Raw genomic sequence first — 17610 nt, 5'->3', positions numbered from 1 at the left:
TTTAAATCCCCTTCACTTTCATTGATATTAACGGGCTGTTGCCGTTTTCGAATTAACAACCAATACTTTTTTCTCCCATGCCCGGCTTCTCCATCTGAAATACATGACAATTCCTCTTTCCCATTCATCGACGATAAAGGCAATCCAAATTCCAGCCAAGCCTAATCCCAAATGAATCCCTAAGAAATAAGAAATGGGTACCGCAATCCCCCACATGGACAATAGACCAATTTTGACTGAAAAAGCGGCATCACCTGTTGCGCGGAGTGAGTTGACGACCAAGATGTTAAAGGTCCGGCCCGGTTCGAGTATCAAACACAATAGCAATAACTTACCACCCGTATGGATGATTTCTTTATCATTCGTAAAGATGCGCATAATATCTTCTCTAAAAACAGCAACTAAAATCGAGATGAAAATGGTAATAACAAAGCTATATTTTAAACTTTTCAGTAATTGACGATAGGCACCTTCAAAATCTCCTGCACCTACTCTATATCCAATGAGAATTTGCGTTCCCTGACCCATCGCTAACCCAAATAACATGATAAACGACATGATATTCCAGGTATACACTCGAGTGGAAAGAGCGGCCGCTCCAATAATCGCGGTAATAGCAGTCATCGCCATCTGGCTCGTATTATAGCTAATTTGTTCACTAGCAGCGGGTATGCCAATTTTTAAGATTTTTTTAATTTGCGATATTTGTAAGTTAAAATAATCTTCTTTTTTTATAGCTATTGGCAGCCTTCTATACATAAGGATAAATGCAATAAGTAAAGCAGCAGCGCGGCTTACTGCAGTTGAAATAGCAACACCCTTAACTCCCAGCACCGGGAATCCAAATAATCCAAAAATAACAATACTATTGCCCGCTAAGTGAATCACATTCATCATCACAGAGACAAACATGGCTTCTCTAGTAAAGCCGTGTGCTCTTAAGATAGAGGAAACTGTAACAAGGACAGCTTGCAAAAACAGGGTCCCGCCCACAATTGATAAATATTCATAACCTATTTCGGCAATATCCGGTTTAAGATTGAACAATGCTAAAAGCGGCCCCTTAAATATGACCATTAACAAGCTGACAACTAATCCGATGACTAGATTAATAGATATGGATATAGCTGATGCTTGCTTTGCGTCTTTTCTCATTCCCGCACCTAAATATTGTGAAACAAGAACCGCCGTCCCTGTTGCAGTAAAACTGAAGATGAGTATCGTAAAAAAGACAAGCTGATTGGCAACACCAACAGCTGCTACCACTTGATCAGAAATGTGCGAGAGCATAATGGTGTCGGTACTGCCCATGATCGTTTGCAAGAATAACTCTATGAAAATAGGCCATGTGATAGTTCTTAAGCTCATGTTTCTTTGATCCATTGAAGTTGCCATTTTCCTGTCCACCTTATAAAATTTCACATCATAAATGCTCTACGCGAAGACCAGCCGGCCTCTTCATAAAGATTGCTTTTTTTACAGAAAAAGATTCATATCAAGAAAAGATATGAACCTATTCTGCTAATTATTATTAGATTTAGCTAGGAAAACCTAGGTTTGGAGTACCGTCCGGATTCCAGGTAAACTCTTTCGCGCAAGTGTGGCGATTTGGATCATATAGTGGATCTCCAACAATTTCTGTATAGTTTCTTACGTGATAGACAAGAATATCCTTGCTTCCATCTTCAGAAACTGTGAAACTGTTATGTCCTGGACCATATTGGCCTGCTTCATAATTGGTTTTAAATACCGGTACTTCCGATTTGCTCCATGAATTTGGGTCCATCACATCACTTGATTCATCCGCAGTCAAAAGGCCCATGCAATAATTCTCATCCGTTGCACTTCCGGAATAGGAAATAAAGATTTTACCATTTCTCTTAAGTACAGCTGGCCCTTCATTTACCCAGAATCCAATCGTTTCCCAATCATATTCCGGTTTGGCAATCATCACTTGCGGCCCTTTAATCGTCCAAGGGTTTACTAATGGAGCAATATATAGATTAGAATTACCGCGGATGTTAGAATCCTTTTGAGCCCAGACAAGATATTGCAGTCCTTTAAGCCCGAATGTTGTCGCATCTAATGCAAATGATTCCCAATCAGTTTTAATTTGTCCCTTTTCTTCCCACACACCTTCTAAAGGATTAGCGGATTTATTTTCAATCACAAACATGCGATGTTGAAAAAGTCCATCGATGATTTCCTTTGATGGTGCAGCAGCGTAGTAAATGTACCAGCTGCCGTTAATATAATGAATTTCTGGTGCCCAAATCAGAGCACTCAATGGTCCTGTTTCATGCTTTTTCCAGGCGGTAAAAGGTTCTGCATCAGCTATACCCTGGATGGTTTTTGAACGTCTAACCTCGATACGGTCATATTCAGGAACAGATGCGGTAAAGTAATAATATCCATCCGTATGTTTATAGACCCATGGATCTGCTCTCTGCTCGATAATCAGATCCTGTGCTGTTTTTGCCTCTTCGATTGTTACTTTTACCATCGTCATCTTCCTTCCAAAAATGTGAGCTATTCAGTATTATTTTTCATCGGTGACTGGGACACCAAAATTCGGTGTTCCATCTTCATTCCAAGTAAACACTTGAGCCCGAGTATGACGGTTTGGATCCCATAACGGGTCGCCCTCAATATCCCGATAGTTACGAGCATGATAGATCAAAATATCTTGGCTTCCGTCTTCTGATACTGTGAAACTGTTATGCCCCGTTCCATATTGACTGTTTTCTACATTGGTTTGAAATACAGGTGTTTCTGTTTTTTTCCAAGATGCAGGGTCTAATAAATCACTATTTTCATCTGCAGAAAGGAGACCCATACAATAATTGTAATCTGTGGCACTTGCAGAATAGGAAATGAAGATCTTTCCGTTTCTCTTTAAGACTGCCGCACCTTCGTTTACTAAGAAGCCAATGGTTTCCCAATCATACTCGGGCTTTGTGATCATCACTTGAGGTCCTTCAATCGTCCATGGATTGACCATTTTTGCGATGTAAAGGTTGGAGTTGCCAACAATTTCAGGGTCTCTTTGTGCCCATACATAATATCTTTGCCCCTTATGCTCAAATGTCGTAGCATCAAGAGAGAAAGACTCCCAGTCCGTTTTTACTTGACCCTTTTCTATCCAAGTTCCTTCAAGAGGGTTCTCGGAATCATTTTCAATAACATACATCCGATGGTCAAAAATCTCATCTGCCCTTGCAGCCGCGAAATAGATATACCATTTACCATCAATGTAATGAATTTCAGGTGCCCAAATATTTGCGCTCATTGGGCCTTCTTCATGTTTTCTCCAGGCAACGATAGGTTCTGATTCACCCAACTCCTGTATGGTTGCAGCCCTTCTGACTTCAATCCGGTCATATTCCGGTACAGACGCTGTGAAATAGTAGTAACCATCTGTATGTTTATATACCCATGGATCCGCACGCTGCTCGACAATAGGATTATTTAATGTTTCAATCTTAGGCATATTTGATCACCTTTCTCTTTCATTTATCTCACTTCTTCATGGTGATTGACTTTGATTACCTCATTTAGAAACTTTAACGCTGTAAAACGATCTCTTAAATGGTGGGCTTCTGTTAAACTTCTCATGACAATATCTCCGTCAATCCCCAATTGGCTCGGCAATATATCTCCGCCAACTTTTTCGATAAGTTCACGCAGTTGAGAAGCTTTTGGGATAGCTGCGTATACCGCTTTAATTTCTTCAATGTTTTCATTAATTTTTCTAACAATACTATAGTCTTCAAGCGTTTTAATCGTATCATCAAATTTCCTTAGTACAGAGATGGATGGGATAAATTCCCTTTCATATACATCTGCCAGGAGCGCAACCGCCACCCCCACCTTGGCCCCATGAAGGACTTGTGGGCGGTTTTGTCGTAAGAATTCCATCTCCCAATAGTGTGAGAGGTGATGCTCCCCTCCTGAAGCAGGATGGGATTGGCCAAATAGTAACATCGCTAATCCAGATTGAATAAGGGCTTCGATTAAAATGCGGATACCTTCTTCATCAGCGGCAGCAATTTTATCCGCTTTTTCAACGCATAAATGCAGAGCCTCTCTCGTAATGTTCGCAACAAGGGGACAATATGGTTCACCATAAGCAAGATGCCCAAATTTCCAATCCGCAAGAGATGTATATTTGGCCAACATATCCCCAAATCCTGCTGCGATCATTTTCTTAGGTGCATTCCGTAGTATGCCTAAATCGGCAAATACCGCAATAGGCGCCATCATTTGAAAGGTTTTCTTCATCCCTCTCACAATTATTGGTGCTCCCATAGATGTAAATCCATCAACAGAAGGAGCAGTAGGAACAGAAATGAACGGAATTTTCATTTTAGTACTTGTAAAGCGAGCAATATCGTGGATCGTTCCGGATCCTACCGCTAATATGACATCAGTATCTTGTGACGTTTCCAACAATGCTTGTACTAAAGACTTTTCGTCTGCTACTACATCATTATTCTCGTCAGGCTGCAGCAAACAGGTAGAATAGCCAACCTTTGTTGCTGATAAATGCTTGGTTAGTTCTTCCCCAGCAGCACGAAAAGTCTGCTCGTCTGCAATGATAACTGCTTTTTTAAATGATTTCTTTTCCAAATAAGCAGCGGCTTCCCCTAATACATTGTTTCCTACTAAAATGGTCTCAATCGGAATCTGATTATGATGATTGCCGCAGTCACAACTATCGGCTAGACTCATAATTTCAGTTATTATTTTTTCCATTATCGTTCCTCCTTCTCCTTCAACTTTTTAAACCTATTTATTTAGCTGCAACTCCGAATTTATACTTTGTCACAGATGTGTACTCTTGGTCTTTTTCTAAGACCCAGGTAGGAAAGTTAGGGTGGTGAATGGCATCTGGCAGTCCCTGAGTTTCTAAACAAATGCCAAGGTATTTACGGGACGGAACACCATAAATTTCACCATCTACTTTCATTTGGTTTCCAGAGTAAACGACAACTCCTGGCTCATCGGTTTCAATAGTCAAGGTACGGCCACTCTCGGAATCTGTAAGAATAATTTCTTGGTCATGGTTGGATGATAGTAAAAAGGGATGATCATATCCTTGGCCTGCTAATTGATTTTGCGGATGATTGGATTCAGCACCCGATTGAATCAATCGTTCACTAGTAAAATCAAATGGTGTCCCAAGAACGTCCAGCATCTCTCCAGTTGGAAGCAATTCATCATTTAACTCTAGGAACTTATCACTTTTAATCGATAGTGAATGATTGAGAATATCCCTTTTAATATTTCCACTTAGGTTAAAATAGGAATGATTGGTCATATTTAATAATGTCTTTTCATCCGAAATTCCTGAGTAGCGGATGGTTAGTTCATTCTGATTATTAAGTGTATAAGTTACCTTTAGGTTTACATTTCCTGGGTAACCCTCTTCACCATCAGGGCTCAGGTAAGAAAATTGAACACTCACTTCTTCGTCATTCTCTTTTATAGAAGCACTCCAAATCACTTTATCGAACCCTTTATTCCCCCCATGGAGATGGTTGTTGTTTTCATTTTTTGCGAGTGTAAAGATTTTTCCGTCAAGTTCAAACGATCCGCCCTTTATGCGGCCGGCTACACGTCCGACAACTGTACCAAAGAAATAGCTCCCCTTCACATATTCTTCTAATCTGTCATATCCCAAGACAATATTTTCATAGTTTCCGTCTTTGTCAGACGTGATTATTTTCGTAATTATACAACCATAATTAATACAAGTAATCTCCATACCATGGTCGTTAACGAGTGTATATGAATTAACCGTTAGATTGTTTAATTCACCAAACTTTTCTTGGATAACCTTCATATTAATCCTGCCCTTCATTCCTGTGTTATCGCTTAAGCGCATATCATTCAAATAAAAAATAGTCCATATCCTCTTAGTCTAGTTGACTAAAAGGATATGGAATACAAAGCATTACTTTCGTTTCGCTAAACGGATTACATTCCAAGAAAGCTTCGGAATTACAGCCGTAACGCCGCCATTCTCGGTCTTAGCATTTCCGTTTGAATGAGGAGCCACAGGAGTTCCCTTAGCTGAATTCGTTTGCTTTATATCGTCATTTTCTAGGACTATATGCTCGACTACTTCGTAGCCCTCAAAATTACGGATATCCACTTCTAGGTCTAAGCCTTCTTGAAGGTGACGGTTTACGGCAAAGATCGTTAATGTTTCTTCCTCTTCATCGTAAACAGCCGTTGACTCTAAATATGGAACATCTGTGAAATCCTTACTATCATATTTAGGACTTGAGATGATAGGATTTAGCGAAACTCCACGGCCGAATACAGATGTATGCATGTATGGATAGAAAATCGTTTGCTTCCAAGCAGGTCCGTTATCCTCAGTCATAATTGGTGCAATAACATTCACCAATTGTGCAAGGCAGGCAATTTTCACGCGGTCCGCATGCTTTAGCAATGTAATCAGCATACAGCCTACTAATAGAGCATCTTCAAAGTTATAAATATCTTCTAATTGTGGTGGTGCAATGCTCCATGGTTCAATTCTTTTATCCTGCTCATTGCTGTGATACCAAACGTTCCACTCGTCAAAGGATAGATTGATATTCTTTTTGCCGCGTTTTTTCGCTTTAATGTAGTCAGCAATAGAAATGACAGATTTAATAAAATCATCCATTTCTAATGAAAGGGCTAAATAGTTTGAAATTTCATTATCACGGTTGCCGTAATATTGATGAAGTGAAATAAATTCCACATGATCATAAGTGTGATCGAGTACAGTTGCTTCCCAATCTGCAAATGTCGGCATATTTCTGTTGGAGCTTCCACATGCAACGAGCTCGATTGTCGGATCAACCCATTTCATTACTTTCGCTGCTTCTTGAGCAAGTCGACCATACTCAGCAGCAGTCTTGTGACCAATCTGCCAAGGACCATCCATTTCGTTCCCTAAACACCATGTCTTAATGTTATAAGGATCTTTTACTCCATGGGAAATTCGTAAATCACTATAGTAAGAACCGCCAGGATGGTTACAGTACTCAACCAAGTTCCGAGCAGCATCAATACCGCGTGTTCCAAGATTAACGGCCATGTTTACATCCGCGTTTACAAGCTGGGCCCATTTCATGAACTCATTCGTGCCCATTTCGTTTGTTTCCGTTGTACGCCATGCTAATTCTAATCGACGCGGGCGGCTTTCAACAGGGCCCACGCCATCTTCCCAATTGTATCCGGATACAAAGTTTCCGCCTGGATAACGAACAAGCGGTACTTGCAGTTCTTTTACCATTTCAATCACATCTTGACGGAAGCCATTTTCATCTGCTTGAGGATGACCTGGTTCATAAATACCGCCATAAACGGCACGTCCTAAATGTTCGATAAAAGAACCATAAATACGATTATCGATCTCAGATACTTTAAAATCCTTTTCTAATATCATTTTTGCCTTTTGGTTGGTCATGTTCATTCTTCCTCCCCAGTCATCTTAATAGTCTTAAACTTCGTTAAATATTAGTTAACCGACTTTATCCCATTTTGGTTTACCTGCAAATGGACAGCTTTTGTTTTTAAACTTTGCCCTGTAGCGGACGATACATCCGCTATGTGCACAAGTGGTACCATATTGCAGGGAAGGACAGCTCTCACAAGTCTTTAGCCTTGCTAGATAGACCTCGTCAGAAACAATAACAGTTGGGTTCTCTTCAGCTTCTTTTACTAATTCTTGAATGATCTCTTCCGTTACAATGACACTTTCTACGCAGCCCTTGCACAGACTTTTCTGATTCACTGTCATTCCCCGCCTTCATCTTTTACTCAATAACTAATGTCACAACAGACATCGCTGGAAGCTTGATGGCCAATTTATTATTTTCAACGGTCACACCAGTGAATTCAACTGGCTTGACGACCTCAGGCTGTTCAAATGTATTATGAGCATTCATCGTGTCAGCAGTGATAATGGTGCCTGACACCTTTGTATTTGCTGCAGTAATGCCGCGTAGGTCTAAATCTAATTCAGCCTCATTTTGGTGGTCGATATTACATAAGCTTACATGGATTTTGCCTTCCGCATTTTTCGATGCAGATACTGTTACCTGCGGTAATGTTTCACCATTATACTCGTAAGTGCCGAATGAAGAGTCGACAGCTAAAACTTCTGCATCCTGGTGAACCTTGTACATATCAAATACATGATATGTTGGAGTAAGGATCATCTTCTCGCCTTCAGTCAGAATCATGGCTTGTAATACGTTAACGGTTTGAGCAATGTTTGTCATTTGTACACGATCTGAGTGGTTGTGGAAGATGTTGAAGTGTAATCCTGCCACTAAGGCATCACGAATCGAATTTTGCTGGTATAAAAATCCTGGGTTTGTACCGGGCTCTACATCAAACCATGTACCCCACTCATCAATGATCATGCCAATGCGTTTTTGTGGATCGTACTTATCCATAATCGTGCTATGTTTAGTAATTAACTCATCCATATGAAGAGCTTTTTTCATGGTAATGAACCATTCATCTTCAGGGAAATCAACGGCAGAGCCTTTTCCTAACCAGAAATCTCCTGGAATGGTGTAATAATGAAGGCTAAGGCCATCCATTAACCAGTGGGCATTTTTCATTAACACTTCTGTCCAGTTATAGTCATCGACATTCGCGCCGCCGGCAATTTTATAAACTTTGTTATTTCCATAGTTTCTTACATAGGTTTGGTATCTGCGATATAGATCTGCATAATATTCAGGACGCATGTTTCCACCGCAGCCCCAGTTTTCGTTACCTACTCCGAAATATTTTAATTTCCACGGCTCATCATGGCCATTCTCACGGCGCCAGTTAGCCATTGGTGATTCGCCTTCAAAGGTCATGTATTCAATCCACTCAGACATTTCTTGAACCGTTCCGCTTCCAACGTTTCCGCAAATATATGGCTCACACTCTAGTAATTCACATAGAAGCATAAATTCGTGAGTACCAAAATGGTTGTTTTCTACGACACCACCCCAGTGAGTATTAACCATTCGTTTGCGGTTTTCTTTAGGACCAATGCCGTCTTTCCAGTGATATTCATCGGCAAAACAGCCGCCCGGCCAGCGAAGGACTGGAACCTTAATGTTTTTTAATGCTGCTAATACGTCATTCCGAATTCCTTTTGTATTTGGGATTGAAGAATCCTCACCAACCCAGATTCCTTCATAAATACATCTTCCAAGGTGCTCTGCAAAATGACCATAGATATTTTTATTGATTTTCCCTTTTTGGATATCTGCGTTGATTATTACATTATTCCCCATCAATAAACGCCTCCATTTTTTGAATGTTAGAAACCAAAATACAAGAAATCTTATAGACGATCGTTAATCTTATTAATAGGGCTATTATGTCATAATAGCCCAGATCATTTTTATGAATGGTAATCCATGGTATCTTCCGTCATCTATTAACGAAAGATAACGTCATTCCAACGGATTTCGTTATTGAAAGCGTGAGTGTTTGTATCATTATTTATTACTAGGAACTCAATTCCAGCTAGTTCTGCAAAGTCTCTAAGCTGTTCAACTGTTACCTTATAGGAGAAGCCTGTATGGTGCGCTCCGCCAGCCTGGATCCAGTTTTCAACCGCTTGGCTTAAAGATGGCTGAGTCTTCCATAATACGCGTGCAACAGGAAGCTTTGGCATATCCTTTTCTAGCTTTACTGCATCCACTTCATTCACAAGTAGACGGAAACGATGTCCAAGGTCCACGATAGTTGCATTCAATGCAGAGCAGCCGCCTTTTCCATCAAATACAATTCGTGCAGGGTCTTCTTTACCGCCGATTCCAAGTGGATGAACCTCGATTTTAGGACGAGTGGCAGAGATGGTTGGGCAAACTTCAAGCATGTGAGATCCAAGAACCATTTCATTCCCTGGCTCAAAATGATACGTATAATCTTCCATGAAGGAGGTTCCTTCGTTGCCTGAAATAATTTTCATAAGTCTTACAAGAGCAGCCGTTTTCCAGTCACCTTCACCGGCAAAACCATAGCCTTGTTCCATTAAACGCTGCACCGCTAAACCAGGAAGCTGACGGATGCCATGTAAATCCTCAAAAGTAGTCGTGAATGCTGTGTAGCCGCCTTCCGTTAAGAATGCCTTCATACCAAGTTCGATTCTCGCTTGATAACGGATGGAATCGCGAACCTGACCGTCAGTAAGTCCTTCAGGAGTAATATCGTATTGCTGTTCATATTCAGACATTAACTCATCAATTTCTTGTTCGGTTACATCATTCATACGTTGAACAAGGTCACCGACTCCGTAACCATTTACTGTCCAGCCAAACTTGATTTGTGCTTCTACCTTATCACCCTCTGTTACCGCTACTTGGCGCATATTGTCACCAAATCTTGCAACTTTAAGGTTTTTACTTTCTTCAAACGCAGCCGCTGTTCTCATCCAGCCGCCAACACGCTCTCTTACTTCTTGGTTTTCCCAATGACCAACAACAACTTTACGCTTTACATTCATACGTGCTGCGATGAAACCATGCTCACGGTCACCGTGGGCTGCTTGGTTTAAGTTCATGAAATCCATATCGATTGAATCCCAAGGGATATCACGGTTAAATTGTGTAGCTAAATGTAGATAAGGCTTTTGAAGAGAAGAAAGGCCTGCAATCCACATTTTTGATGGTGAAAATGTGTGCATCCACGTAATGATACCTGCACAATTTTCATCCGCATTAGCTTCTAGGATCAATTTGCGGATAGAATCTGAATCCTTTACGACTGATTTAAAAATTATTTTATAAGGTACAGCAGATTCTAATCCATTAACAATCGTTTTTGAGTTTTCTTCAACCTGACGAAGAACATCTTCTCCGTATAATAATTGACTTCCTGTTACAAACCAGAATTCATATGCTTTTGTAGTTAACACTGTAATTCCTCCTAAGTATAGATATTATTTTAGTAATCTATTAAATTTGTACTCTGTAGCCAGTCGTCCGTACAAGTTATCTGAGATTTTGGGATTTAGTATTCTATTAGACTACTTCTGTCCGTAATATGCGTTAGCACCATGTTTTCGAAGATAATGTTTATCAAGCAAGAATTGGTCGATCGGCTTAATTTGCGGGTTAAGCGTAAATGTATTTAACGCCATCTTGGCTACTTCTTCTAAAACAACCGCATTATGAACCGCTTGGTTGGCGTTTTTCCCCCAGCTGAATGGAGCATGACCTGATAATAAAATTCCAGGCATTGCAACAGGGTCAAGTCCTTCTTTTTCAAAGGTTTCAATTATCACATTGCCTGTTTCAAGCTCATATCCACGATCCATTTCCTCTTGGGAAAGGGTACGTGTACAAGGAATTTCTCCGTAAAAATAATCCGCATGTGTCGTTCCAAGTGCCGGAATTGGACGTCCTGCTTGAGCCCAGCTTGTTGCTCCTGGGGAGTGAGTATGAACAATTCCACCAATTTGCGGGAATGTCCGATATAATGCAAGGTGTGTTGGTGTATCTGAAGAAGGTCTTAAGCTCCCTTCCACGATGTTTCCATCTAAATCTAATACAACAAGATCATCGATTTGCAGCTCATCGTACGGTACACCACTTGGTTTAATCACAACCAGGCCTGTTTCACGGTCAATTCCGCTCACATTTCCCCAAGTAAAGGTAACCAATCCATGCTCTGGAAGAGCTAAGTTAGCTTCCAGAACCTCTCTTTTCAAACGCTCTAACATACTGTTTCTTCCTCCTTCTTCCCTAAGGAGCTATCTTTTTTAATCTTTTTCAAGGTTTTCATCACATTGTTTTCGCCGCGGCCAAAGTAGTCGTATAGGCGTGCATATTCAGTAAAGAGTTGATCGTACACCTGTGCTTGATCGTTAATTGGCTGATAAACATAATCCTTTACTCTGCCCATATCCTTGGCTGCATCTGTAATGCTGTCATATCCACCGCGCTCTTTTCCTGCTGCAACAGCACCAAACATCGCTGAGCCTAGGGCTGGAGTTTGTGAAGAAGCTGAGATTTTAATATCCATATTTAATACATCAGCATATATTTGCATCATCATCGTATTTTTCTCAGCAATACCACCTGCTGCATATACTTCATTTACTGGTACACCATATTTACGGAACGTCTCTACAATCATTCGAGTACCATATGCAGTGGCTTCAATCAATGCGCGATAAATTTCTTCCGGCTTGGTTAATAGAGTTGCACCAAGAAGGACACCAGTAAGGTCGGCATCGACAAGGGTTGAACGGTTACCATTCCACCAATCTAATGCAAGGAGACCGCTTTCACCAACTTGTAACTGACTTGCTTTTTCTGTTAATAATTGGTGAATGTTGATTCCTCTTTCTTTTGCTTCTTCATGGTAGCTTACAGGCACACAGTTTTCTGTAAACCATTCGAAATGGTCACCAACACAGGATTGACCGGCTTCATAGCCCATAAATCCTGGGATTACGCCATCCTCAACAACACCACACATACCTGGAACAATCTTTTCTTCTTCTCCCAAAAGAATGTGGCAAGTAGAGGTTCCCATAATCATCAACAATTTACCTGGTTCAGTAATACCAACAGCTGGAACAGCAACGTGAGCATCTACGTTTGCAACAGCTACGGCAGTACCAGGTTTTAGACCTGTAAGTTTAGCTGCTTTTTCAGTAATTTCACCTGCTTTTGACCCAATTGGAACAATTTTAGTAGAAAGTTTATCTTCGACTACATTTTCCAAACGAGGGTCTAGCGCTTTGAAGAATTCATTGGACGGGTATCCGTCTTGCTTATGCCAAATCGCTTTGTATCCAGCGGTACAACTGTTGCGATTGATTTCTCCTGTTAATTCTGAAATCACCCAGTCAGTTGCCTCTAATATTTGATCTGCTGCTTCATAAATTTCAGGAGCCTCATTTAGAATTTGCCAAACTTTCGGAAACAGCCATTCTGAAGAAATTTTCCCGCCATAACGCTGTAAAAACTTTTCGCCGCGTGCTTCGGCTATTTCGTTTAAGCGATTGGCTTCATCTTGTGCGGCATGGTGTTTCCAAAGCTTCACATAGCTATGCGGGTGATTAATAAATTCATCTTTAAAGCATAATGGTGTTCCATGTTTGTCAATCGGCAGGACCGTACAAGCTGTAAAGTCAATTCCTAAGCCGATCACATCGTCTGCTGAAACTTGTGCGTTTTTTAATACTTCAGGTATGGTTACCTGTAATACTTCAAGATAATCTGCAGGATGCTGCAGGGCCCAGTCATGCTCTAATTTGGTCGTTCCATTAGGGAGGAATTCATCCATTACCCCATGTGTGTATGGTTTTACAGCCGAGGCCACTTCACGGCCTGTTCCTATTTCAACAAGTACCGCTCTTCCTGATTGTGTACCGTAATCTACGCCAATCGAATATTTAACCATATAAATATCACCTTTCACTTAAGAATTCGCACTCATGCTGACAAGTATCTGCAAAACCGAACTTGTACGTATAATCATGATTATGATTCTAGCACTATTCTAATTGATTTCCAATAACTAATTAATAAAAAAATTCCAGTATTCTTATTGAATGACGTGTACTTTACCAATCTAAATACTAGTTAACATATTTCATTTCAATCTGTACTAACAATTTGCGTAAAAACAGAAACGAAAGCATTGAAAATAACGGGAATCCCCAGAATATAGCAAAATTACCGAAGTGTTTATAAAATTGGTAAAGTGCTAGAAGCAAGAATATGATGATTAATGATTTTAATGGCCGATTGACTAATAAAAACAAGGAAAATCTTATAATATCCTTTATTTCCATCACAAATTTGCTATAGAGAATTAGGGAATACACGTAACTTATCATTGATAAGATGAGTATTAGTAATAAAAGAGGTATTAATATGGTTCCCTTACCGTTTAAAGATACAAAATAGAGATCTGCACACAAAATGATCATTATGAAATAATAAGGCAGCCATAACAACATGGAGGACTTAAAACCACTCAAATAATAATGAAAATAAGTTTGAATAACCTTACTGTCTGTTTCATTTAATGTTTGAAAGACGGTCTGAAAAATTGCCCCCATAGTTGGTCCAACTAGTAACAAACCAATTAAATAAAACACAAGAGTTATAGCATTTAATTTCACACTTAGGATAAGAAAAACAAGTAAACTACTCGTTACCAAAGCGCAAAGGCCGATTACAAATAATGTCCAAATCATATTAGTAGCTTTAACGAATAAGTTTTTGTTATTCATGTATTAACACCTCTTCTAATACTAAAATTAACCTTTTACCCCGCCGATTGTCATACCAGAGATAAATGACCTTTGATTGAATAAGAAAAGAAGAATGATTGGAATAATTGACATCATAGACCCGGAGAACACAATATCGTAATTGTTTCCGTATGGCGTCATGGATGTCAGCAATCCAGCAGGTATAACTAGATTTTCATCTGATCTCATGACAATTAATGGCCAAAGGAAACTATTCCATGCTCCCATTGATGTCATTATCGTCATAGCCCCAAAAGCAGGTTTCATCATTGGAGCATAAATTTGGAAAAAAATCCGAAACTCGCCTGCTCCATCGATTCTAGCAGCCTCTGCAAAGTCATGAGGGATCCCAATCGCATATTGTCTAAAAAAGAAAACGGTAGCCGGCGGGATGATACCAGGTAAGATAACCCCAGCAAAAGTGTCCATTAAACCTAAATTGGTCATTAGTTTGTACATCGGAATTAACAAAATATCTCCAGGTACCATTAACATGATCAAGACAAGCATAAAAATGAAATTTCTACCTTTAAAGCGATATTGAGCCAACCCATATCCAACCATTGAACAAAACGCCAGTACGGCCACTGTCTGAACAATTGTGATTAATGCACTATTTTTAAACCACGTTAAAAAGATTCCGTCGTTGTTTGTAAAAAGCTTTCCATAATTACTAAAGCTCATCTTTGAAAAATCCAAATGAATATTCAAACCTTGTCCAAATATATCGGCAGAGTTTTTAAATGAAGAAATCAATAAAAACCAAAAAGGGATTAGGATAAGAAATCCAACAATAGCTAGCACTACTGTTGTGATAATAGAAGAGATTCTTTTTCTGGTTTTCATATTAATCCTCCTTAAATAAGCCTCTAACTGAAACTTGAATCAAATTGATTACAACCACAATAACAAACATGGCGACACCCAGCGTACATGCATAACCCAAGTCTCCATCACTAAATGCTGATTTATAAATGTAGGTTAAAAACGTTGTACCAATGTTATCTGGCGAAGCAGCACCCCAGTAAACATAAGTTTCATTAAAGAGAGAGAATCCGCCTAGAATTGAGATTGTTAAAACGTAAGTTGTGATCGGTTTCACCATTGGCAGTGTGATATGTTTAAATTTAACCCATGTAGTTGCACCATCAATTTCAGCACATTCATAAAGATCCTTGGGTATACTTTGAAGCCCGGATAGGAAGTAGATCATATTAACACCCATCCAACGCCATACACAAACAAGTACTAGAGCAAACATACCAGTGCCTGAACCATTTAACCAATCAATAGGTCCAATGTTGAAGTGACCAAGCCAGCTGTTGAATACACCAGTAGCCTCTTTACTGAATGCAAATTTAAATACTAATCCGACAATAACTGTTGAAGTTAAAACTGGCAGGAAAAATACCGACCTAAACAGAGATTTAAATTTTGTGTTTTCATGATTCATAACTATCGCAAGAATCAGAGGTAATGGAATTAAGATAAGAATGGTCCAAAATGTATATATTGCAACATTCCATAATGCCTTGTAGAATACCGGGTCAGTAATCAGACGTTGATAGTTTTGTAAACCTATAAATGTAGTCTCATTAATGCCTTCAATTCTTTGAAAACTCATAATGATAGAATTGATAAATGGATATAAAGAAAAAAGGGCAAAGACAATAATGAACGGTGAGACAAAAATATATGGAGCAACTTTTTGCATATTAATTTTTTTCTTTGTTTCTGTTGAAATCTGCGGTTTTTTTTCAATTTGTACCATACTCGAGGACATACTAATTCACTCCTTAAAAGTTCAATTGACGCATGTCTAATTTGTGTCTTATTAATGTTACGGAAGAAGGAGGGAAAGCCTCCCTCCTCCTTCCGATTAATAATGATTATTATTTTCCTGCAGCAATCCGTTTATCTGCTGCTGCATCAAGTGCTTTTAGAGTATCCTCTACATTAGCCTGTTTTTTCATAATTTTAGGCAAACCGTTTGTTAGGAATTCATCGTTAATAATAGGGTAACTATTGTTAGTAACGCTCAATCCACCAACTTCATCTTTGAATGCAGCCATTTGCTTGAAAATATCTGTTCCAAAGTAATCAGTAAATTTATTTGGTGCAGCTAATTCATCACTTGTCCAAACATCTGAACGAATTGGGTCAAAACCAAGAATTGTCCAAGTTTTAATAGAACCTTCTTTTCCTGCTTTTGACTCTACAACGAATTTTTTAGCTAACGCAGTGTCATGAGCTTGATTTGTTACAACAGTTGCGGTTCCACCTAGTCCAGCAGAGCGTAAATCACCCTCTTTAAAGATTGGAAGACCAGTTATATGAATTTTTCCTTTAAGCTTAGGCATGAAACCAACCATACGGCTCATGTACCATGCTGGCATTACAACAGATGCATATTCACCTTTGTTGAAGGCAGCATAGTATTCTTCATTATCTTGGTGTCCACCCTCAGCCGTTTTCGCAATTCCAGTTTTAAGCATACTTTGAATTGTTTGAAGGGCCTTTACATTTTCTGGTGCACTAAGGTTAGATTTACCATCCTTCACCAAATCAGATTTTTGTTGAGCTACCATGGATGTAAAAACAAATCCAGCACTTGTTTCAGCTGAAGTCATATACTTTCCAGTTTTTTCTTTCACAACTTTTCCAGCGTTAATATAATCATCCCATGTTTTTATTGTTGCAGGATCAATACCAGCTTTATTCATAATATCCATATTGTAATAAACAAGAGTAGTTCCTACATGGTAATCTAAACCATAGATTTTACCATCAACAGTGTAGTTATCAGTACGTGATTTCACTAGGTTCGGTACGAAAGGTTCAACTTCTTTCGTCATGTCTTTAAAAGGAGGGTTGTTAGATTTTGTATACTTAGCGAATTGACCAATTTCAACATCGGCAATATCTGGACCGCCATTGCCTGAGCTCAATGCCACTTGTAACTTTTGGTTCATTTGATCGAAAGGTAAAACGTTGATTTTTAATTCAATTTGTTGTTTAGGGTGATTTTTGTTCCAAGTTTCTGCTGCATCTTTCCAATAATCAGCATGTACCTGTACAAAGGTCCACATGGTATATTTTGTTTTTCCATCTTTTGTTTTAGTCTCGGCAGATGAATTCTTCGAACTACAACCTGCGAGAGCTAAAGATGAAACAAGGAAAAATATTAATAGTGCAGAAAGTAATTTACGAGGACTAGCAAACTCTTTTTTCATTGTATACACCTCAAGTTAAATTAATTTTAATCTCAGGACTTACATGTTCTAAAAGCAAAATCGTTTTAAATTGGAAAATACGAATTA

Annotated in this window: 15 protein-coding genes; all 15 read right to left on the bottom strand. The window is 39.2% G+C overall.

Annotated features, from left to right (window positions below):
• Positions 1 to 27 precede the first annotated feature (27 nt).
• On the bottom strand, positions 28 to 1395 hold the full coding sequence (locus tag BR30_RS0128490; RefSeq protein ID WP_026568005.1) for an MATE family efflux transporter: 1368 nt from the start codon (positions 1393 to 1395) through the stop codon (positions 28 to 30).
• Positions 1396 to 1537: 142 nt separating this feature from the next.
• Positions 1538 to 2503 carry a glycoside hydrolase family 43 protein gene (locus BR30_RS0128485; protein ID WP_155928910.1) on the bottom strand — a complete coding sequence of 322 codons (966 nt, stop codon included), beginning with the start codon at positions 2501 to 2503 and terminating at the stop codon, positions 1538 to 1540.
• A 36-nt stretch (positions 2504 to 2539) separates the two neighbouring features.
• Entirely contained in the window at positions 2540 to 3490 is a 951-nt protein-coding gene (locus BR30_RS0128480) for a glycoside hydrolase family 43 protein (protein ID WP_026568003.1), read from the bottom strand.
• 23 nt (positions 3491 to 3513) lie between these two features.
• The gene (locus BR30_RS0128475) at positions 3514 to 4755 is read right to left on the bottom strand and encodes a sn-glycerol-1-phosphate dehydrogenase (RefSeq protein ID WP_026568002.1); all 1242 of its coding nucleotides are present in this window, start codon (positions 4753 to 4755) and stop codon (positions 3514 to 3516) included.
• 37 nt (positions 4756 to 4792) lie between these two features.
• Positions 4793 to 5845: an aldose epimerase family protein gene (locus tag BR30_RS0128470; protein ID WP_026568001.1), complete on the bottom strand. Its 1053-nt coding sequence runs from the start codon at positions 5843 to 5845 to the stop codon at positions 4793 to 4795.
• A 111-nt stretch (positions 5846 to 5956) separates the two neighbouring features.
• Positions 5957 to 7468: an arabinosylfuranosidase ArfA gene (arfA, locus tag BR30_RS0128465; RefSeq protein WP_026568000.1), complete on the bottom strand. Its 1512-nt coding sequence runs from the start codon at positions 7466 to 7468 to the stop codon at positions 5957 to 5959.
• 54 nt (positions 7469 to 7522) lie between these two features.
• Entirely contained in the window at positions 7523 to 7801 is a 279-nt protein-coding gene (locus tag BR30_RS0128460; protein WP_026567999.1) for a DUF6171 family protein, read from the bottom strand.
• 16 nt (positions 7802 to 7817) lie between these two features.
• Positions 7818 to 9305 carry an alpha-N-arabinofuranosidase gene (locus tag BR30_RS0128455; RefSeq protein ID WP_026567998.1) on the bottom strand — a complete coding sequence of 496 codons (1488 nt, stop codon included), beginning with the start codon at positions 9303 to 9305 and terminating at the stop codon, positions 7818 to 7820.
• Between the two features lie 146 nt (positions 9306 to 9451).
• Positions 9452 to 10933, bottom strand: a complete 1482-nt coding sequence (gene araA / locus BR30_RS0128450; RefSeq protein WP_026567997.1) for an L-arabinose isomerase — start codon at positions 10931 to 10933, stop codon at positions 9452 to 9454.
• 111 nt (positions 10934 to 11044) lie between these two features.
• Positions 11045 to 11740 carry an L-ribulose-5-phosphate 4-epimerase gene (araD, locus tag BR30_RS0128445; RefSeq protein WP_026567996.1) on the bottom strand — a complete coding sequence of 232 codons (696 nt, stop codon included), beginning with the start codon at positions 11738 to 11740 and terminating at the stop codon, positions 11045 to 11047.
• Complete coding sequence (araB, locus tag BR30_RS0128440; protein ID WP_026567995.1) at positions 11734 to 13431, bottom strand: ribulokinase; 1698 nt, start codon at positions 13429 to 13431, stop codon at positions 11734 to 11736. The genes araD and araB overlap by 7 nt, the downstream gene beginning before the upstream one ends.
• A gap of 178 nt (positions 13432 to 13609) precedes the next feature.
• Positions 13610 to 14269: a DUF624 domain-containing protein gene (locus BR30_RS0128435; RefSeq protein WP_026567994.1), complete on the bottom strand. Its 660-nt coding sequence runs from the start codon at positions 14267 to 14269 to the stop codon at positions 13610 to 13612.
• Positions 14270 to 14296: 27 nt separating this feature from the next.
• Positions 14297 to 15136: a carbohydrate ABC transporter permease gene (locus BR30_RS0128430; protein WP_026567993.1), complete on the bottom strand. Its 840-nt coding sequence runs from the start codon at positions 15134 to 15136 to the stop codon at positions 14297 to 14299.
• A 1-nt stretch (position 15137) separates the two neighbouring features.
• Complete coding sequence (locus BR30_RS0128425) at positions 15138 to 16073, bottom strand: carbohydrate ABC transporter permease (RefSeq protein WP_231507839.1); 936 nt, start codon at positions 16071 to 16073, stop codon at positions 15138 to 15140.
• A 109-nt stretch (positions 16074 to 16182) separates the two neighbouring features.
• Entirely contained in the window at positions 16183 to 17523 is a 1341-nt protein-coding gene (locus tag BR30_RS0128420) for an ABC transporter substrate-binding protein (protein WP_026567991.1), read from the bottom strand.
• Between the last annotated feature and the right edge of the window lie 87 nt (positions 17524 to 17610).

The organism is Bacillus sp. UNC41MFS5 (assembly GCF_000686805.1).
This window is presented reverse-complemented; position numbering and strand designations above follow the sequence as displayed.